The sequence below is a fragment of the Salininema proteolyticum genome, assembly GCF_042685645.1.
Lineage (GTDB): Bacteria > Actinomycetota > Actinomycetes > Mycobacteriales > Micromonosporaceae > Salininema > Salininema proteolyticum.
Genome location: NZ_JBHUNX010000001.1, coordinates 1,884,977 through 1,904,491, shown reverse-complemented (window position 1 = coordinate 1,904,491; position 19,515 = coordinate 1,884,977). Strand labels below are relative to the sequence as shown.

Sequence of the window (19,515 nt, the reverse complement as noted above, 5' to 3'; positions counted from 1 at the left end):
GCGCACCATGGGCGCCAACAGGGTTCATTCGACCCTTGGTCGGGTAAGGGTGCTCCCCTGTTCGTCGCTCTCCGTGGATCTCAGAGTGTTCATGCTGGTCAGAGGTGTTGAAAATCGGGGTTTCCGGCACGGGGCTTGTCGGCCTCCCGGTAGTATCCACGAAAAAAACAACGCTAAGGGTTTTGGGAGGGTCTGACTCCGGCGAAGCCGGAGGTGAGAGCCTTCTGTAGCTTGGCTCCTCGTGAGTACAGAACGAATCTTCACCAATGAGGAGCTCCAGCAGCTCCGCGGTTTTCCCGAGATCACCCACGCCGACCTGATCAAGTACTTCCGGCTCACTCCATCGGAGATGACGTTCCTTCGGCAGTTCCGCCGTCCCTCCAACGTCATCGGCGTGGCGGTCCAGCTCTGCACACTGCCGTGGCTCGGGTTCGTGCCCGACGACGTCACCGCCGCACCGGAACAGGCGGTCGCCCGTCTGGCCGACCAGCTGGTGATGCCGGTGGCCGAACTCAGGGACTACGGGACGCGCAAGCAGGCCCGCACCGAGCATCTGCACCTGGTCGCCGACTATTTGAAGTGGCGGGTGATCAATGAGGACGGCTGGAAAGAGCTCGACGAGATGCTGTTCTCCCGGGCGATGGAGCACGAGTCGCCCAAGGACCTGTTCAAGGTCGCCTGTGAGTACCTGATGGCGGTCAAGACCGTCCGGCCGGGAGTGACGACGCTGCTCAAGCACATCGCCACGGCCCGCGAGGCCGGGACGAACGCGACCTGGGAGCGGGTGGCCCACCTGGTCTCCCCGGAGCGGGCCGAAGAGCTGGACGCGCTGTTGCGCTATGACGCCGGCCTGGGTTCGAACCACTTGACCTGGTTGACGATGCCACCGATGCAGGCCAACCCGGCCGGGGTGAAGATGGAGCTGGCGAAACTGGATTTCCTGCGGCGCCTGGACGCCGACACCCTCGACCTGTCCGGTCTGCCGAAGGAGCGGCGCCGGTCCCTGGCGTTGAAGGGCCGCAAGCTCACCGGCCAGCAGTTGGAGCGCCGCGACGGACAGCGGCGCTACCCGATGCTGCTGACGGTGTTGGTCGAGTCGGCGATAGAGGTCCTCGACGACTCGCTGACGCTGTTCGACCAGGCGTTGTCGGGCCGCGAGTCCTTCGCCCGGAAGAAACGAGATGAGGCCCTGGCGGAGCGGGCAAAGGCCGGGGAAGGCCGCCAGCAGCTGTTGAACGAGATCCTCGAGATCCTCCTGGACACCAGCGTGGACGACGAGAACGTGGGGACGCTGATCCGCACCGGTATCGGGATGGAACGCATCCGCGAGGCCCACGCGGTGAAGTTCGATCGGCTGCCGCGCGACCACGGCCTCTTGGCGATGCTCGGCTCCTCGTGGACGTACGTGCGGCAGTTCGCTCCGATGGTGCTGGAGGCAATCCGGTTTTCCCCGGCCGTGGAGGCGACCGAACCGCTGGTGAAAGCCGTCGACATGTTGCGGGAGTTGAACGCGACCGGCGCGCGGAAAGTCCCCGATGGCGCTCCGGCCGACTTCGTGCCCGCCAAATGGGAGGGGTACCTGAAGCAAGCGGTGAAGGACAACGACACGACCGCCCACCGCCACTACTGGGAGCTGTGCGTCCTGCTGGCGCTGCGCGACGGCCTCCGGTCGGGCGACGTGTACGTGCCCGGCTCCCGTCGCTACGCCGACCCGTCGTCGTTCCTGATCACGCCCGAGGAGTGGGAGACGAAACGGTTTGACTTCTGCCTGTTGACCGGCATCCCCCGCGACGCCGACGACGCCCTGCCGCACCCACTCCGGACTCGTCGCCGTCAAGTACCACACCCCGAGATTCATTCTCGTATCCCAACTGCGCCAAGCGCTCGACGTCCCCACGCCCGCCGACCGGCACCCCGGCGACGCGTGGGAGGCCGACCCCGCTCTCGTACCCGCACCCCGCCTGCCAGCCGCCCGACGGATGATCCGGGTGGGGTACGCCCGCTGCTCCACCGCCTTCCAGGAACTCCAGCCACAACTGGAAGCCCTGACCGAGGCCGGGTGCGCGAAGGTCTTCTCCGAGAAGACCTCCACCCGCGTCAAAGAACGTCCCCGGTTCACCGAGGCGCTCTCCTACGTCAAGGAGCTCAAGCAGTTCCTCGGCGACGGACAACAGGTCGTTCTCACTGTCCACGAGCTCAAGCGCCTTGGCCGCGGCTCGGCCGAGCTGATCTCCACCGCCGACCTTCTGCGTGAGGCCGACATCGGCCTGGAGATGCTCACCGGACCGCTGCGCGGCGTCCACGACCCCTCCGGCCACGGCGCCGCGCTCTTCGCGTTCTTCGCCGGCATGGCCGAATCCGACCGCGACTACATCCGCGAGAGAACCCTCGAAGGCCAGGACACCGCCCGGCAGGCAGGAAAGCGCGGAGGACGGCCGTTCGTAACCGACGCGAACATGGCCGACTACGCCCGCGAACTGCGCAAGAAGGGCGTGGAGGCCACCGAGATCCAGCAGCGCCTGGTGATTCCCTCCGGGAAGAACAAGGGCCAGCACCCGTCCATGGCCACCGTCTACCGCCTCATCACAGGCACACCGAAGGGCGAGCCCACCGAGGAGTGAGGGCTCCGCGGAGACGCAGGATCCCTTAGCGTTGTTTTTTCGCAGATACTAACGTCCCAGGTCAGGGCGCAAGTTTCGAGCCTCGTGCGGCCTCTGGAGCCAACTTGAGATTTGTGTTAGTTGCAACACACTCGATCTACGTGGGATTTTGCTGAGGCAACGTCATGACGGAAGTTCGAAGAGTCAACGAACGCTTACGTTTTGGGCCCCTGGCCAGGCTTAGCGTTGTTTTTTTCGTGGATACTACCGGGAGGCCGACAGGGAATACGCCAGCGCTAGTCCGGCGATGGCTGTGGGGTTGTCGGTGATCGTGGGGGCCAGGAGCGGGAGCGCGATGAAGGTGATGCCGTCGGCGAGGTTCGAGGAAGCGTTGCCGAACCAGATGCGGCGGTAGTCGGTTCCGGGTTTCATCCTTTGGGCTCGGCGTGTGGTGGGGCATGGGTGGTCGGGGTGGTCATGGCGTGATGGTGTCAGGGAATGGCCGCGGAGGCGACTGCTTTTCGGTCGGGTGGGCGTATCCGGTGAGGGGTTCGATGTCGAGGAGGGCTGCGGTCTTGGTGTAGACGGTGGCGGCGAGGGTGTCGTTCCGGGCTTGGAGTGATGGGGTGTCCGGGTTGGACTTGGTGAAGAAGCCGCCGCTGGGTTGCGGCGGGGTCGGGGCGGTGGCGAGCTGTACGGGGGTTTGGACTCCCTGGTCGGGGGTGGTGGCGAATGGTCGCAGGAGCGGGGCGGTCAATCGCATCACTCCCCCGGCGTTGCGGTTCATGGCGGTGCCTTTGACCATGCCGGGGTTGGCGTTGTAGGCGCTCATGCCGTGGGGCAGGCGGTGTGCGAGTGCTCGTGTGGCCAGGAGTCCGAGGAGTTTGCTCGTGGCGTAGACGTTGATCTGGTGGTAGAAGCGGTTGCTCCATGAGGTTCCGTCGACGTCGGGGTCGGCGGGGTCGAGTTTGCCTCGTTTTTCTACGAACGAGGACATGTTGATGATCCGTGCTTGGGGTGTGAGCGTTCCTGTGGCCAGCAGTGCGTGTGTGAGCAGGAACGGGGCGTGGTGGTTGAGTGCGTAGGTGCGTTCGGCGCCATCGGTGGTCCGTTCGTATCGGGGGAAGGCGGCGCCTGCGTTGTTGATGAGGTTGTCCACGGGGTGGCTGCCGGCGGCGAGTTCGGCGGCCAGTGCTCGTACTTGGGAACGCTGTTCGAGGTCGCAGCTGTACGTGGTGACCGGGGCTGAAGTGTGGAGGCGTTCGGCGGCTTCCCGGGTGCGGGTCGGGTCGCGGCCGATGAGGACGATGCGGTGTCCGGCTTCGGCGAGTTGGTGTGCCATTGCCAGGCCGAGTCCGGAGGCGCCGCCGGTGATGACTGTGGTCGTGCCGTTCATTGCTGTTCCTTTTTCGGGGTGGTCGTGTCGTCGGTGGCTTGGCGGAGCAGGGTGTGCAGGCGGAGTCTGCTGTCGCAGTCGAGGCGGGCGAAGGGTGAGTGCTCGGTGGTGTGCTGGATGACGCGGTCGCGCAATGCGCATCCTTCGGGGGTGAGTTGGATGATCTTCACGCGGCGGTCGGTGGGGTGGGGTGCGCGGCGGACCAGTCCGCGTTGTTCCAGTCGGTCGATCATGGATGTGGCGGTGGAGGCGTCGCATTGCAGGCGGTCGGCGAGTCGGCGGGCGGTCATCTCGGGTCCGCGGCTGAGTCGCCACAGGGCGTCGGTCTGGGTGTCGGTGAGTCCTGCTTCTCGGGCCAGTTCCTTGAGTTCGGTGTGCACGTGGGCGCGTATCGCGAACAGGTAGTCGTGGAGTTCTTCGTTGAGTTGTCGATCGTCCATGACCGCCACTATACATGGAAAGTCCAATGATTGGTATTTCCATGCTCTGTTCACGGTGACCGGTTCTCGCGATCGGGTCAACAGGCTCGCGGCTCAGACGTTCACCACCGATATCGCCAAACTCTCCTGCTGCGCTGCATGACCTGATAACAGTCTTGTCTACCTCTCATGCGAGCTCGGGGCAGTTTTGCCGGTCGAATTTTCCTCGCCACAGGAGGGGGCGTGAGCCCACCTGATCTGTAGTTCGTCAGGGAGGGCGCGTGGGATCATGAGAACGTTTGCAAGACGGAGCAGAATGAAGATTCTCAGGTTCAGCACCAACAAACCCCACTCATCTACCGAAATAATTCGGCGTATCACCGCGTACTACTAGGTCATATAACGAGGCTTTTATGGTTGGTGGCGCATTTTGCGCGAATCCTGGTCCCACCTCTTTGCGGCGATCCCACACGGTTCTAACGCGTCGGTCCGGGTGTTACCATTAGCCAATGCCTGCGCTGCTCAATCCCGATGAACCGATGCCGGTCCGGTTGATGTCCACGGTCTGGGCCGACCGCTCCGGTCTCCACGACGACCTGGAGACCGTCGATGGCCTCCGCGAATGGCTCGCGGCCACAGGAGACTCGGACCCGGAGGTCGAAGTGTCCCCCAGCGAACGGGACCTGGAACTATACCGGCGGCTCCGCGATGCCCTGCGCCGCCTGGCCGCGCTGCGAACCGGTGATACCCGTGAGGCCGCGGTGTCGCCGACGCGGGAAGTGTGCCTGGCGGTCGAGGACGTCAATGCCGCGGTCGCGCAGGCGCCAACGTGGCCGCTGCTGGCCTTTGAAGACGATGAGTTGGTTCGCCGCTCGGCGGGTGAGGCCCCTATGGCGGAGCGTCGCCTGTCGTCGATCGCCGTGCGGGGCATCGAGTTGTTGACAGGCCCGGACGCTGCAGATCTGCGGTCGTGTTACGCGCCTGGCTGTGTGCTGTACTTCGTGAAGGACCATCCGCGGCGTGAGTGGTGTTCGGCCGGCTGCGGCAACCGTGCTCGCGCGGCGCGGCACTATGCGCGCCATCGGAAAGGCTTATCTGTAGTTCGCGGCCGTGGAGCCCCGTCTGTTCTCGTGAACGGGCGGGGCTTTTTCATTGGAGAGATCACAGCATATATAACGGTTGTAAGTGTTGCAAGCGTTAGGAACTCGCGGTAGCTTTCTATCTAATGGAAAAACCATTAGACCCTGCGGGGGTTTACTCCCCCGCCTGACTCCTACCGGAGGACCCCATGGGCACACCGACGCTCCAGACCGGCCATATCGGATTGAACGTGACCGACCTGGCCCGATCGACCGAGTTCTACCGCAAAATCTTCGACCTCGACGTCTTCTCCGAACAGGCCGAGGGTGACAAGAGGTTCGCCTTTCTCGGCCACGGCGGAGACATCGTCCTCACCCTGTGGCAGCAGAGCACCGGCGCGTTCGCGGCCGACAGGCCCGGCCTGCACCACCTCTCGTTCCAGGCCCCTGATATCGCGACCGTCCACAAAGTTGAGGGCACCCTGAAGGAGCTGGGCGCGGACCTGTTCTACGACGGGATCGTCCCGCACGGCGAAGGCGCCTCCTCCGGCGGCGTGTTCTTCGCCGACCCCGACGGCATCCGCCTGGAGGTGTACTCCCCCGTTGGGGCCGATGCCGCCGAGGCCCCGACGGCCGGCGCGCCGACGTGCGGATTCTTCTGATGCACCACGAAGGCGAGATAGCCGTGCAAGAACGCGCGGGAGTGGCCAAAGTCCTCGGCTCGGCACGGGTCGGCGCGGCCATCCCGCCGGTGGCCGCCGATTTCCTCGAACGGCAGCGTCTGGTCGTGATCGGCGCCGCCGACGATGACGGTGCCCTCTGGGCTTCCGCGCTGAGCGGGCCGGCGGGATTCGTCGCCGCGGACGGCGATCGCACTGTCGTCGCCGACCGGTACCCGGTCGGCGGCGATCCACTCGCGAGACTGTTCGAGACCGGCCGTGACGTGGGGATGATCGCGATCGAGCCTTCCACTCGCAGGCGGATGCGGATCAACGGCACTGCTGTGCGCACCGGAGAATGCCTTGTCGTCCACACCGAACAGGTCTACTCGAACTGTCCGAAGTACATCCAGGCCCGCACGCCCGATGATGGCCCCGGCGTTGGGACGGTCCCCGGATCGGCTCAGACGAGCTCGACGCTCACAGCCGCACAGGAGCGGTGGATAGCGCAGGCCGACACGTTCTTCATCGCCACCGCCGCGCCAGGGCTCGGCGCCGACGCCTCCCACCGCGGAGGCAACCCCGGGTTCGTGGCCGTCACCGGATCCGGCGGCCTGAGCTGGCCGGACTACGTCGGCAACTCGATGTACATGACACTGGGCAACCTCGAGCTCGACCCGCGCTGCGGCCTGCTGTTCCTCGACTGGGAGCGCGGCCGTGCGCTGCACTTGACCGGGCAGGCGCGAGTCGACTGGGATCCCGACCGAGCCGCGGCCGTACCGGGCGCGCAGCGGATGGTCGACTTCGCGCTCGACCGCGCCGTCCAGATCGACGGCGCCTTGCCGACGCGCTGGTCCTTCGAGGAGTACTCCAAGTTCAACCCGGTGTGAGAGGACTGGAACGCGTGGGATCTGAAGCGGCCTCCACGCGACGAACAGGGCGGTATCTCCGGTCGGGTTGGTGTTCTCGCGCCTGGAGGCGGGTGGCGGCGCCGACTGTGAGAGCGGCGAGAGGCCAGGGACGGCAGGTTCTGTAGGCGGCCGCAGGGCGGGATTAGCCGGCTGTCCGACTGGGACGGTCGCTGAGGGGGACGTAAGGGCGGGGTGTGGGAGCCGGTTTCGGTCCCACACCCCGTTGTTCTTTCTGTTCAGAGGCGGCGCCTTCGTGTGGCGGCGAGCCACAGGAGTCCTCCCGCGGTCAGGAGTGCGGCGGCGGTGAGAGCGCTCTTCGCTGCGGACTGTCCTGTGAGAGGTAGGGCGGAGTCGTCTCCCGGGGCCGGTTCGGCTTGGCGACGGACCAGGTAGTCCTCGACCTCACCCGGTCCGCCGGCACCGTAGTGGCGCCGTTCGACTGATTGCTCCGCACTGCTGTCAGTGCCGAATAGGCGTAGTCGCAGGAACGTGGTGGTGCCCTGTTCCAGGGGCCGGTCCCATTCCAATGTGGCGCTCGTGGCGCCGGGCGGGACGGTGGTCTCGACTTTCTCAGCGGCTTCGAATCCGCCGTCGACGGAGAGATCGAGCCAACCGGTCAGGGTCGCGTCGGCCCCTGTGGCGTTGTGGACCTCCACCGTCACACGCGGGTTCTGTTCGTTGACGGTGAAGTCCACCGGGTTGGCCGTTCCGTCGTGGGACGCCCAGGCGTCGGCGCGGTCGTCGGGTTTCCCGTCGGATGCCCGGTGCACTGTTCGCCCTATGTAGAGGTAGTCGACCGTTTCGTGGTGCGCTCCCTGGCTCGCGTTGAGCGTGTTGTAGGAGTCCGGTGCGTCGCCCCAGTTGGTCGCTGGTGTCCGAGGCGGGATGACTGTGGCGCAGTCGGGGTCTTCGGAGTCCGACGGGCAGTTGGATCCGTCGGCGGACACGGCGTTGGACATGGTGAACTCGCCGGTGGCGGTCACGGTGACGGTGTAGGTGACGGTGGCCTTCTCCCCTGCCGCGAGGCTGCCGGTCCAGGTGAGGACCGGTTCGGTGTAGGACACCGCGCCGTGGTCGGCTTGGGCGTCGCCGTTGTAGTCGGCGTGGTTGATGACGCCGGTCAGGTCGTCGGTGAACTCGGCGTCGGCGAGGTCTCCATTGCCGGTGTTCTCGGCGGTGATCGTATAGGTGACGGTGTCGCCTTTGTCGACCTCGGTCGTGTCGGCGGTCTTCGTCAACCGCAACTCCCCTAGCGGGACCTCGGTGGTGCAGTCGGGGTCGGTCGAGTCGGGCGGGCAGGGCCCGCCGTCGGGAGTGACCACGGCGTTGGCGAGGACCTTGTCTCCGGCGGGCGGCGAGTCGACGGTGACGGAGTAGGTGACTCGGACGGTCTGCCCTGTGGCAAGGTCGCCTTCCCAGGTGAGTTCGGGTTCGGTGTAGGTGACGGTGCCGTCGTCGGCGGAGGCGTCTCGGTTGTAGGCCGCGTCGTCGATGACGCCGGTGAGGTCGTCGGTGAAGGTCGCGCCCGGGTAGGCGACGGGTCCGGTGTTGGCGACGGTGACGGTGTAGGTCACCGTGTCGCCGGCCTGCGCGGAGTCGGGTGCGGCTGTCTTGGTGATGCTGTAGGAGCCGACCGGCACTTCGGTGCCGCAGTCGGGGTCGGTGGAGTCGGGCGGGCAGTTGCCGTCCTCGGCGGTGGTGACCGCGTTGGCCAATGTGCCGTCTCCTGAGCCGGCGGCTTTGACGGTCACGGAGTAGGTGACGGTGACCGTTCCTTCTGCCGGGACGTCACCTGTCCAGGTCAGGGTCGGCTCGGTGTACGAGGTCGAGCCGGACGTGGCGGAAGCGTCGGCGTTGTAGTCGGCGTCGTCCAGCACATTGGACAGGTCGTCGGAGAGCGTCGCGTCCGGGTAGGGCACTGGTGAGGAGTTGGTGATCGTCAGCGTGTAGGTGATCGTCTCCCCTTCCCTGGCGCTCTCGGCGCTGGTGGTCTTGTGGACGTGCAGTTGTGGCAGCCGTTTGGTCTCTGAGCAGTCCGGGTCGCCCGAGCCGGGTGGGCAGGTCGAGTCCTCCGGGCCGGTGACGACGTTGTCGAGCAGGCGGTCGGACTGGTCGCTGACTGCGATCGTGACGGTGTAGGTGACCGTGGCGGTCTCTCCGGCAGGGAGATCACCGGACCACGTCAGCGTCGGCTCGGTGTAGGACACGGTCCCCGATGTGGCGGAGGCGTCTCGGTTGTACGTCGCGTCGTCGAGCACGTTGGACAGGTCGTCTTCGACGGTGCCGCCGGTGTAGGCGGCGGTTCCCGGATTGGAGATCGCGATCGTGTAGGTGACCGTGTCGCCGTTCTTCACGTACTCGGGTGTGGACGACTTGGTGATGGCGAGCGCGGCGATTCCGGTCTCGGTGGTGCAGTCGAGATTGGTCGCGTCGGGCGGGCAGGATCCTTCGGGGTCGGTGACGGTGTTGGTGAGTGTCAGGTCGCCTTCGGGTGGCGTGTTCACGGTGACGGTGTAGGTGACCGTCACCGTGGCGTTGGCGGGGACGTTGCCCGTCCAGGAGACGTGCGGTTCTGTATAGGTGACTTGTCCGTTGGTGGCGGTGGCGTCGTCGTTGTAGGTTGCGTCGTCGATGACGCCGGTGAGGTCGTCGGTGAACTCGGCTCCGTTGTAGTCGGTGTCGGTCGGGTTGGTGACGGTGACTGTGTAGGTGAGGGTGTCTCCCGGTTTGGCCGTCGCGGGGTCGGAGGTCTTTCGTACCGTGTATGTCGCCAGTGGTGTCTCGTGGGTGCAGGCCGGGTCGGTGGAGTCGGGTGGGCAGTTGGAGTCGTCGGGTCCGGTGAGGGTGTTGGTGAGTGTGCCGTCTCCTGAGCCGGCGGGTTTGACGGTGACGGTGTAGGTGATGGTGGTGGTCGTCCCGGCGGGGACGTCGCCGGTCCATGTGAGTGTGGGTTCGGTGTAGGTGACGGTTCCTGTTGTGGCCGTGGCGTCGGTGTTGTAGGTGGCGTCGTCGAGGACTTCGGTGAGGTTGTCGGTGATGGTCGCGTTGTCGTAGTCGGTGTCGGTCGTGTTGGTGATCAGTAGTGTGTAGGTCAGTGAGTCGCCGGTTTGGGCGCGGTCGTGGTCGGAGAGTTTGGTGATCGTCAGCCCCGGTGTGGGGATGGTGGTGGTGCAGTCGGGGTCAGTGGAGTCGGGTGGGCAGTTGGATCCCGGTACGGTCGCGGTGTTGCGCAGTTGTTGGTCTCCTGAGCCGGTGTAGGTGACGGTGTAGGTCACTGTTGCCTGTTGGCCTGTGGCGAGGTCGCCGGTCCAGGAGACGGTCGGTTCGGAGTAGGTGGCCGTGCCGGTGTCGGCTGTCAGGTTGTCGTTCCAGGTGGCGTTGGTGAGGACGTCGGTGAGGTCGTCGTTCATAGTGGCGTCGTCGTAGGCGGTGGTGCCGGTGTTCGTGATGGTGACGGTGTAGGTGACGGTGTCGCCGATGGTCGCCGATGCGGGTGTGGCGGTTTTGGTGACGGTGAGTGCTTTGATGTTCTGGGTGGTGGTGCAGTCGGGGTCGGTGGCGTCTGGTGGGCAGTTCGAGCCGTCGGGGCCGGTGACGGTGTTGGTGAGTGTGCCGTCGCCCGAGAGTGGCGAGTTCACTGTCACCGCGTAGGTGATGGTGACCATTTCACCGGGTTCGATGTCGCCGGTCCATGTGAAGGACCGGTCGGTCGCGTCGAATCGTGATTCCCCTGTGGTCTGGGTGATGTCGTTCGCCCAGGTCGCGTCGTCGAGTACGGGGGTGAGGTCGTCGGTGAAGGAAGCGTCCGGGTAGGGGGCGCGTCCGGTGTTGGTGACGGTGACGGTGTAGGTCACCGTGTCGCCGATGGCTGGGTTCGTCGGTGTGGCCGTTTTGGCCAGGGCGAGGCGCGCGACCGGGGTCTCGGTCGCGCAGTCGGGGTCGGTGGAGTCGGGTGGGCAGTTCGAGCCGTCGGGGCCGGTCACTGTGTTGGCGAGTAGGTTGTCGCCGCCGGTGTTGGCGACGGTCGCCGTGTAGGTGATGGTGGCGGTCTCTCCGGCGGCGAGGTCGCCGGTCCAGGTCAGGGTCGGTTCCGTATACGAGACGGTGCCTGATGTCGCTGAGGCGTCGTCGTTGTAGGTCGCGTCGTCGAGGATGCCGGTCAGGTCGTCCGATACGGTTGCGTCGGTGGCGTCGCCTGTGCCGTTGTTGGTGATCTCCACGGTGTAGGTGATGGTGTCGCCGGGTGCGGCGTTCTCGGCCGAGGTGGTTTTTCTGATGGAGATGTCGCTGGTGTCGGTCAGGTCGGTGGAGGTGGCGCACGAGGCGAGGTCGGTGATCGGCCATGATCCGCCGCTCTCGGTCTGGATGGTGCCGACTTGGTTGTCGTGGGCGTAGCGGCCCACTTCTTGTGAGGCGCCTGTTTCGGGGTCGGCGCGGTAGAGGATGCCGGAGTAGTGGCCGAAGTAGACGTAGCCGTTGAGGTAGGCCATGCCGTAGTTGTTGAAGCCGTGGCCGGAGGCGGGGCCGGTGATGCGGACGACCTGTGCGGCTGTTCGGGTGGCGGGGTCGAATCGGTAGAGGTAGGTCGCCGCGCCGTAGGAGATGCCGAAGTAGGCGCCGCCTTTGCTGTCGAGGAACATGTCGGGCACGATGCTGCCAGCGTTGAAGACCGTGTCGGCGGGGTCGGCGGCGGTCATGGTCGTTCCGCGCGCGTAGACGGTGGTTTCGCCGGTTGTGAGGTCCATGGCGAACAGTCGGGGTGCGCCGCCGTTCTGTGCGCCCCACAGCATGCCCGATGAGGGGTCCATTCCCAGGCCGCCCCAGTTGGTGCCGGAGGGGAGGGCACGGGTCTGTCCGTTGTAGATTTCGTCGGTGGCGGTGTCGGTGCCGGAGACGTGTTTGTACAGGGTGAGGTTCGACGTCGTGTAGTTGGAGTAGAACGCGGTGGTCGCGCCGGTGTCCGGGTCGGGTCCGACGGCCATGTTGGTCGACCAGTAGTCGGGGGGCTGGTTTCCGGTTCGTTTCGACGTCACGGTGTTGTTGATCGTGGCGTTGTCGTCGGCGTCGTTCGCGAACTGTGCGCTGGAGCGGAAGTTCGAGTAGTACAGGTGGTCGCAGGACATGCGGGCGGGGTCGTTCTCGCTGGTCAGTGACCAGGCTGCTTCTTCGCGTCCGTTCGCGGCGGGGCTTGGTTCGGCGGATCGTTCCGTTGCCTGCGGCTCGGGCGTGTTCCCGGTGCCGCCGGCCGGGCAGGACCAGGCGGTGAGGACGTCGGTCGGGGCCGACAGGTCCGAGAGGTCGGTGCCGCCCCTCGCCGGGGGTTCGAGGTCGTAGCGTATGTGTTTTTCCTCGTCGGGGGCCAGTTCGCCTTCCCAGTGGAGGATGTCGTCGGTGAGGGCGACGGTGCCGCCTTGCGGGGTGCGCACTCCGCCCCAGTCGTAGTCGTCGAGCACGTCGGTGAGGTCGTGGGTGATCGCGAGGCGTTCGACGGTCTGGTCGGAGTCGTTCCGCAGGCGGAACGCGCCTTCGCCGCCGCCGTCCTCGCGGGAGGTGAACTCTCCTGGTGATGCGGCCAGCCCGGGTGCGCCCGGCGAGCAGTCCGGGGCGGTGGGGTTGGCGAACGCGGGGACGGTCGACTGGCCGGTTCCCACGAGGGCGAGGGCCGCGGCCGCGGCACCTGCTCTCGCGATGAAAGGTGGTTTTCTCATCGCTCTCCTCAGCGCATGGCGAGTGGCCCGCCCAGGAAAGAGCAGGGCAGGCTCGTCTTCTGGCGGAGCCTGCGACATCGCCAGGAGACGACAAGGGTCAACAGCCCGGTGGGAAGGGCGCGGCCTGATCCGCCGCACGATTCCATGATGGACCGACTGACGCTAGCACACGTGCGGCCTTCCGGCGGGCAACCACACGGCCCGCCGCGGTTTCTATCCTGTCGACCAGAGAACGAGCGCGCCGCCGGCCAGCACCAGGTAGACCCCGACGGTCACTGCCAGGCTGTAGCGGATCAGCATCGTGTCCTCGCCTTTCTCGCCCTCCCCCGCGATGGCGAGGGTGAGCAGGATGATCGGCATGGACGCGAAGACCGTGTGCCCGGCGGCGGAGTTCTGGACCGCCGAGAACAGCAGCGGCTGTCCCAGTTGCCCTCCGACGTTGGCCTGCAGCGGCATCATCAGCGCGTTGCCGCCGACTCCCGATCCGGTCAGGTACCCCGAGGCCATTCCCAACAGCACGGACGCGAACAGGAAACCCAGCACCGTGGTGACCGGGAGGGCCCGGCCGATCGTGTCGACCATCGAGCTGTGGACCATCAACTGCGCCATGAACGTGAATCCGGCCAGAGCGGTGACCGGTTTCCACGCCCGCCTGCCGGCCTGTCCCGCCAGATGTCCGTCGACCGCTCCCCTGCCGAGGATCAGCACGGTCGCCAGCAGCGCCAGGCCCGGTGAGGACAGGACGTCGAACGACACGTCGCCCGAACGGACGGTCAGGGCGTCGTGCGGGACTCCTGCGGCCGGCAGCAGCCTGACGAGGGCCACCAATCCGAACAGCAGGGCGTAGGGCCTCACCGCCTCCCAGGGCGGCAGCGGTATGCCGCGCCGTCCGGAGAACAGGAGCAGTCCGACGGCGGTGGTGGTGATCCCCGCGCCGACTCCGGCCAGCTCGACGACGCCGGTCGCGTTGAGTCCCAGCAGCGCGGTGGAGAACACGCCGCCGAGCAGCGCCCCGGACGCGACGGCGCTCGCGCGTTTGCCCTGTTGGGCGACCATGGCCGCTGACAATGCCCCGAACAGTGGGAACACTCCGGCGCTGACGGCGGCCGTTGCCAGGGACAGGTCGGTGGCGGGCTGCCCGGCGAGGGATGAGCCGACGATGGTGGCCAGTCCCAGGGTCCCCCACGGCATGATGTTCATGCTCAGGAGGGATTGTTTGACCGCTGTTGGGCGGTCGGTCATGGCCAGCAATAGCGGCACGGTCACCAGTAGGGACACGCCGAATCCCGTCAGGGACTCGAGTGCGGGGGCGAGGGCCACGACCACGAGTGCCGATTTGTGCGGTGGGGACATCGGCAGGCTGCGGGTCCATTCGATGAGTGTCCGGTCGACTTTCCGGCGGGCCAGTTGCTGGTTGAGGTAGAGGCCCGGCAGGATGACCGCCGCGGCACTGAGGGTGATGAGCGCGGCCGCGGCCGAGGCTCGTCCCCAGCCGTCTGGGCCGGTGGCGAAGGCGGGAACGGCCAGGAGGAGGACGGCGGTGGCCGCGAGACCTGAGAGTGAGGCCAGGTGGGCCGGGCGGCGCAGGAGGGCCGTCAGGCCCAGGACGATCAGCAGCGGTGAGACCGCGGCCAGTGTCGTGGCCATTTAGGCGGTGTGCTCCTTGTCCGTGCGGAAGTGGTCGAGCCAGAGGTCGTACTGTCTTTTGCCGGCGTCGGCCGCGAGGTGGGCGCCTTGGAGGACGCGGTGGATCTCTGCCGGGCTCAGGCGTGGGCGTTGGAATCGCACGCCGTCGGCCAGTTCGTCGGCGTGGCGCGGGTCGACGGCGACGTGGGCGGCGAAGTAGATCCGCCGGTCGGCCTCGTCGATGGCGAACCGGTCCATCGCGGTGAGGATGTGGGTGAAGTGCGGGGCGACCCAGCTTTCGAACACGAGGAAGCAGCCGTAGGCCTGTTGGGTGTAGGCGGGGCGCGACAGCAGCATGGCGTTGGTGTTGGAGGTGATCTTGGCGAACCACGGGTGGTTTTCGCGGTAGTCGTAGAACCCTTCCCAGCCGTTTTCGCTGCGGTCGATGAGGCGGCGCAGCCAGAAGGTGTGGAAGTTCTCCAGTCGGCCGCGGCCGCACTCGTCCCAGAGGTTGGCGGCGACGACGGCTTTCTGGGTTCCTTGGAGTCCGACGGTCAGCAGCGCGACTTCGTCGTCGACGATCTCGTTGCGGATGGTCTCTCCGCGCAGGAACTTCTCGAGGTGTCGTCGCGGCGCTTCGGCGGCGAGGTAGTCGAACAGGGGGTGGTCGACGCCGGGGTTGGTCGCGGCGAGGTGTTCGAGGTGGTCGGCGGCCTCTTCTTGGGTTTCGTACCGCGGCACGTGGGGGAACGGCAGCCAGTGGCGGAGGTATTCGCGTTCCAGCCGCACGCGGGCGGAGAACATCGAGACTTCGAGGCCGTCGTCGGCTGTCTCGTGTGCGGGGCTGTCGCGGTAGGTGAAGGTGTTGGGGTAGATCTCTGCGAGGGTCTGGTGGAGGAATCGCCCGTGGGCGTCGTCGCGCGGTCGCAGTGCGGTGAGTGTCGCTTCGCGGTCGTTGTCTTCGGCGCGGATGAACGCCTCGGTGTCGTCGTCCCAGCCGTCGAAGGCGGGCACCGGTGGGAAGTAGTGGCCGTAGAGGCGCTCTACCGTGTCGCGGGCGGGGGCGGCCAGTCGGTTGCCGAGGATGGACTTCGCCTGTTGGGCCGCCTCGTCGTCGAGTGTCTCGTCGTAGGTCATGTCGTGTGCCTCCTGTCGCGGGTCAGGCGAAGAATCCGGGTACGGCGACGGCGGTGCCGTCGTTGAGGGAGCGGTCGAGCACGTAGTCGCCGACGGCGATGTCGAGGACGCCGAGCCCGAACGGTGAGAACACGACCGGCCGGTCGGGCCTGGGCCGGTCGCGTCCGGTGAGCACGCCGCCGAGTGTCCCGTCGATGAAGTCGCGGTTGCCGGTGGCCTGTTCGGCCCTGTGCGGGGTGGTGTTCGCTTTGAGGCAGTGGTCGATGTCGTCGAGGATGTTGGCGGCCTCGAGGATCGTGTCGGGTGCCAGGTCGCGCAGTGAGATGTTGAGGACCAGCTGGCCGGGGTGGAACCGGTGGTCTTCGGGCACGTACGCGCTCGCGGCGGTGGTGGCGAAGATGACGAGGTCGGCGTCGAGTGCCTGTGTGAGGCCGACGGTGCGCACCGGCCAAGCGTGGTCGCGGTGTTTGTCTTGCAGCAGCCGTCCGGCTCGGGCTTCGTCGAGGTCGTGGCAGGCCAGTTCGGTGACTTCGATGTCGGTGGCCGCCAGGTGGTCGAGGACGGTCGCGGCGATGACGCCGGCGCCGATGACGGCGACGCTTCTGGCCCTGTTCCCGCCGAGGGTCTGTGCGGCGAGCGCGGCGGAGGCGGCGGTGCGGTGGGCGCTGATGTGGGCTGATTCGAGGCAGGCGAGGGGGCGGCCGGTTTCGTGGTCGTTGAGGATGAGGACGGCTGAGGCTCGGGGGAGTCCGTGGTCGAGGTTGGCGGGGAAGCTGGATATCCATTTGATGCCGATGCGGTGGGTGTGGCCGGCGAGGTAGGCGGGGAGGGCGATGACGCGGTCGTCGGGTTTGTCGGGGAAGCGGAGGAAGTGGCTGTCGGGGTTGACGGTGTGGCCGGCGTCGTGGGCGCGGTAGGTGTTCTCGATGATGGTTCTGAGGTGTGCGGGGTTGTCTTCGAGGGCGGTGCGGCATGCGGTGGCGGGGACGATGTGGAATTCAGACACAGGTTTTCTCCTTGTCGGCGAGGTGGGGGTGTTGGGCGAGCCATTCGTCGGAGTAGACGGTGGGGAGGTATTTTTCGCCCATGTCCGGTGAGATGGCGGCGATGCGCGCTCCGGTGGGGAAGCGGGTTCCGTGTCGGCGGACGGCGGCGAGGACGGTGCCGGTGGAGCCGCCGGCGAGGAGGCCGTAGCGGCGTGCGAGGGTGCGGCATTCGGTGATGGTGTCGGATTCGGGGATGAGGACTTTGTCGAATTTTTCGCTGTCGCGGTAGATTTCGGGGCGTCGGCTGGCGCCGAGTCCGGGGATGTAGCGGCGTCGGGGCGGGCCGCCGAAGGTGATGGATCCTTCGGTGTCGACGGCGATGATGGTGTGGGTCTGTCCGGTGGTGCGGCGGTATTCGAGGCATCCCATGAGGGTTCCGGAGGTGCCGGTGCCTATGAAGAGGGCGTCGATGGGTCCGAGTTCGTCGTCGAGGGCTTTGGCGGTGGTGTCGGTGTGGGCGCGGGTGTTGGCGGGGTTGGCGTATTGGTTGAGCCATATGAGGTCGGGGTCGTTGTGGAGGGCTTTGTGGATGTGGTCGATGCGTTGGTGGAGGAAGCCTCCGGCGGGGTCGGGGTGTTCGATGACGGTGAGGCGGGTGCCGAGTGCGGCCATGGTGTTGAGGGCGGAGGGTTGGGCGTTGGCGTCGGTGACGATGGTGAGCGGGTAGCCTTTGGCGGCGCAGGCGATGCTGAGTGCTATGCCGAGGTTGCCGGAGGAGGATTCGATGATCTTTTTTCCGGGTGTGAGGCGGCCGGTTCGTTCGGCGTCGTGGAGGAGGGCGGCGGCTGTTTTGGCTTTGATGGATCCGGCGGGGTTGAGGCCTTCGAGTTTGAGGTAGAGGTCGCGTCCGGGGAGGAAGTCGTCGAGGTGGACGAAGATGTCGTCGGTGATGATCTCGCTTGCGTCGTGGTACAGCATGCTGTCTCCTGGTGTGTGGAGAGCGTGGTGCGCGGAGGCGGGCAGGGTGGTGTGGCCCGGGGCGGGGTGGCGCTGTGCTGTGTCGGCCGTTTCGGCGTGGTGTCCGGGTGGTCCTTCGGGCGGGTTCGGTCCGCGCTATGTCACCTCTCAATATAGCGATTTATGTGGTTCGCGCAACCCTCGGTTTTCTCTCCGCAGGGAGCATGGCGGGGATGGCCTTCGGGGTGCGGAGGCCGGCTCTGGCGCGTCGGGGCGGTCGATGGTTCAATTGGTAGATTGTGGTCGGGAACACTCTCTAGGGTGTGTGCGGTGTCGGCACCACTCCCCTGGAGGGCGTTTCGTCCACCCGTCCCTCGTCTGAAGGAGAACCGTATGTTGAATCTCGCCATGATGCTGGAGGACAGTGCTCGTCGCCTGCCCGACCGCGACGCCGTCGTCTCGGGCTCGACGCGCCTGTCCTACGCCGCCGTGGAGGCCGCCGCGAGCCAGGTCGCCCACGTGCTGGCCGAGCGGGGCATCGGCCGCGGCGACCGGGTCGCGCTCTCGTGCCCGAACGTGGCGTACTTCCCGGTCGTGTACTTCGGGATCCTCAAATCCGGCGCGGCGGTCGTCCCGCTCAATGTCCTGTTCAAGTCCCGCGAGGTCGCCTACCATCTGGCCGACTCGGGCGCGAGCGCCTACTTCTGCTTCGAGGGCAGCGAGCAGCTGCCGATGGGCGCCGAGGGCCGTGCCGGGTTCGAGGAGACCGAGGAGTGCGAGCATTTCTTCCTCATCACGGCCGACCCGGCCGCCGCCTCGCCCATCAAGGAGGCTCAGACGCTCGGCCAGGCGGTGGCCGACTCGCCTTCGCGGTTCGCCGCCGCATCCGTCGAGGCGACCGATACGGCGGTCGTTCTCTACACCAGCGGCACGACCGGACGCCCGAAGGGCGCGGAGTTGACGCACGCGAACATGATCATGAACGCCGTCACCTGCCATAAACTGTTCGGCGTCGCCGAGCACGACGTGCACCTGGTGGCGTTGCCGCTGTTCCATTCGTTCGGGCAGACGGTGCAGATGAACGCCGGTTTCGGGTGCGGGGCGACGTTGGTTCTCCTCCCCCGGTTCGACGCCGACGAGGCGTTGGCTCTGATGGAGCGCGAGCGGGTGTCGTTCTTCGCGGGCGTCCCGACGATGTACTGGGGCCTGTTGTCGGCGCAGACGTCGGGGCGCGACCTGGCCGCGGTGGCAGAGAACCTGCGGATGGCCGTCTCGGGCGGTGCGGCACTGCCGGTGGAGATCATCCGGCAGGTCGAAGAGGTCTTCGACGTGCAGATCCGCGAAGGCTACGGGCTGTCGGAGACCAGCCCGGTGGCGTCGTTCAACCATCCCGGGCGCAAGCCGGGCCCGGGGACGGTCGGAGAACCGGTCTGGGGCGTGGAGATGAAACTGGTCGACGACGAGTGGAACGAGGTGCCCGAAGGCGAGGCCGGCGAGATCGCCGTGCGGGGGCACAATGTGATGAAGGGCTACCTCGGGCGGCCGGAGGCGACCGCGGAGGTGCTGCGCGAGGGCTGGTTCCGCACCGGCGATATCGGACGCCGCGACGAAGAGGGCCGTTACATGATCGTCGACCGCGCCAAGGACATGATCGTCCGCGGCGGGTTCAACGTCTACCCGCGCGAGCTGGAAGAGGTCATGATGACCCACCCGGCCGTCAGCCTGGTCGCGGTGATCGGGGTGCCGCACCAGCGTCACGGCGAAGAGGTCAAGGCCGTCGTCGTCCGCGAGTCGGGGGCCGACCTGAGCGAGGACGCGCTCGTCGACTGGTGCCGGGAGACGATGGCCGGCTACAAGTACCCGCGCCTGGTGGAGTTCCGCGACAGCCTGCCCATGACCGCCACCGGCAAGGTCCTCAAACGCGAACTGCGGTGAGACCGAGGGTGTGCCGGTTCTGCCGGGGACGCCGTCTCGTAGGGCTCCCGGTGGCGCGGGACGGGTAGGTTGGGGGCCTGTCACTGTCGTCCATTGTGCAGA

The 19,515-nt window shown here is 66.6% G+C and carries 13 protein-coding genes and 2 pseudogenes; 7 read left to right on the top strand and 8 right to left on the bottom strand.

The features are described from left to right. Positions 1–241: 241 nt before the first annotated feature. The 3 genes and pseudogenes from ACFTE1_RS08865 to ACFTE1_RS08860 form a co-directional block, all read left to right on the top strand. Positions 242–736, top strand: a pseudogene (locus tag ACFTE1_RS08865) (DUF4158 domain-containing protein); the annotation flags it as partial. Positions 737–961: 225 nt separating this feature from the next. Beyond that, a pseudogene (locus ACFTE1_RS23670) lies at positions 962–1,807 on the top strand (Tn3 family transposase); the annotation flags it as partial. A gap of 172 nt (positions 1,808–1,979) precedes the next feature. Further along, complete coding sequence (locus tag ACFTE1_RS08860; RefSeq protein WP_380618063.1) at positions 1,980–2,621, top strand: recombinase family protein; 642 nt, start codon at positions 1,980–1,982, stop codon at positions 2,619–2,621. Positions 2,622–2,864: 243 nt separating this feature from the next. Here the strand turns inward: ACFTE1_RS08860 and ACFTE1_RS08855 are convergent, their stop codons facing one another. Genes ACFTE1_RS08855 through ACFTE1_RS08845 form a run of 3 tightly spaced genes read right to left on the bottom strand, consistent with a single transcriptional unit; the run spans position 2,865 to position 4,436 of the window. Further along, positions 2,865–3,032: a hypothetical protein gene (locus ACFTE1_RS08855; RefSeq protein ID WP_380618062.1), complete on the bottom strand. Its 168-nt coding sequence runs from the start codon at positions 3,030–3,032 to the stop codon at positions 2,865–2,867. A 43-nt stretch (positions 3,033–3,075) separates the two neighbouring features. Next, positions 3,076–3,996 (bottom strand): SDR family NAD(P)-dependent oxidoreductase, encoded by a 921-nt coding sequence (locus ACFTE1_RS08850; RefSeq protein WP_380618061.1) that lies wholly within the window; start codon positions 3,994–3,996, stop codon positions 3,076–3,078. Continuing rightward, positions 3,993–4,436: a MarR family winged helix-turn-helix transcriptional regulator gene (locus ACFTE1_RS08845; RefSeq protein WP_380618060.1), complete on the bottom strand. Its 444-nt coding sequence runs from the start codon at positions 4,434–4,436 to the stop codon at positions 3,993–3,995. Before ACFTE1_RS08845 ends, ACFTE1_RS08850 begins: the two co-directional genes overlap by 4 nt. Before the next feature lie 488 nt (positions 4,437–4,924). On the opposite strand from ACFTE1_RS08845, the gene ACFTE1_RS08840 reads away from it, so the two are divergent. From ACFTE1_RS08840 to ACFTE1_RS08830, 3 genes are all read left to right on the top strand, one after another. Then, a complete protein-coding gene (locus ACFTE1_RS08840) occupies positions 4,925–5,629 on the top strand; it encodes an ABATE domain-containing protein (RefSeq protein WP_380618059.1) in 705 nt (234 codons plus the stop codon). 74 nt (positions 5,630–5,703) lie between these two features. Beyond that, complete coding sequence (locus ACFTE1_RS08835; protein WP_380618058.1) at positions 5,704–6,156, top strand: VOC family protein; 453 nt, start codon at positions 5,704–5,706, stop codon at positions 6,154–6,156. Beyond that, positions 6,156–7,043, top strand: a complete 888-nt coding sequence (locus ACFTE1_RS08830) for a pyridoxamine 5'-phosphate oxidase family protein (protein ID WP_380618057.1) — start codon at positions 6,156–6,158, stop codon at positions 7,041–7,043. The genes ACFTE1_RS08835 and ACFTE1_RS08830 overlap by 1 nt, the downstream gene beginning before the upstream one ends. 257 nt (positions 7,044–7,300) lie before the next feature. Here the strand turns inward: ACFTE1_RS08830 and ACFTE1_RS08825 are convergent, their stop codons facing one another. The 5 genes from ACFTE1_RS08825 to sbnA form a co-directional block, all read right to left on the bottom strand. After that, positions 7,301–12,772, bottom strand: a complete 5,472-nt coding sequence (locus ACFTE1_RS08825) for a DUF7927 domain-containing protein (RefSeq protein WP_380618056.1) — start codon at positions 12,770–12,772, stop codon at positions 7,301–7,303. Between the two features lie 213 nt (positions 12,773–12,985). Next, positions 12,986–14,419: an L-lactate permease gene (locus ACFTE1_RS08820; RefSeq protein WP_380618055.1), complete on the bottom strand. Its 1,434-nt coding sequence runs from the start codon at positions 14,417–14,419 to the stop codon at positions 12,986–12,988. Next, positions 14,420–15,535 carry an iron-containing redox enzyme family protein gene (locus ACFTE1_RS08815; protein ID WP_380618054.1) on the bottom strand — a complete coding sequence of 372 codons (1,116 nt, stop codon included), beginning with the start codon at positions 15,533–15,535 and terminating at the stop codon, positions 14,420–14,422. Between the two features lie 22 nt (positions 15,536–15,557). Beyond that, positions 15,558–16,541, bottom strand: a complete 984-nt coding sequence (gene sbnB / locus ACFTE1_RS08810) for a 2,3-diaminopropionate biosynthesis protein SbnB (protein WP_380618053.1) — start codon at positions 16,539–16,541, stop codon at positions 15,558–15,560. Continuing rightward, entirely contained in the window at positions 16,534–17,499 is a 966-nt protein-coding gene (gene sbnA, locus ACFTE1_RS08805) for a 2,3-diaminopropionate biosynthesis protein SbnA (protein WP_380618052.1), read from the bottom strand. The genes sbnB and sbnA overlap by 8 nt, the downstream gene beginning before the upstream one ends. Before the next feature lie 372 nt (positions 17,500–17,871). Here sbnA and ACFTE1_RS08800 point away from each other — a divergent pair, with 372 nt between their 5' ends. Beyond that, entirely contained in the window at positions 17,872–19,413 is a 1,542-nt protein-coding gene (locus tag ACFTE1_RS08800; protein ID WP_380618051.1) for a long-chain-fatty-acid--CoA ligase, read from the top strand. Positions 19,414–19,515: the final 102 nt, after the last annotated feature.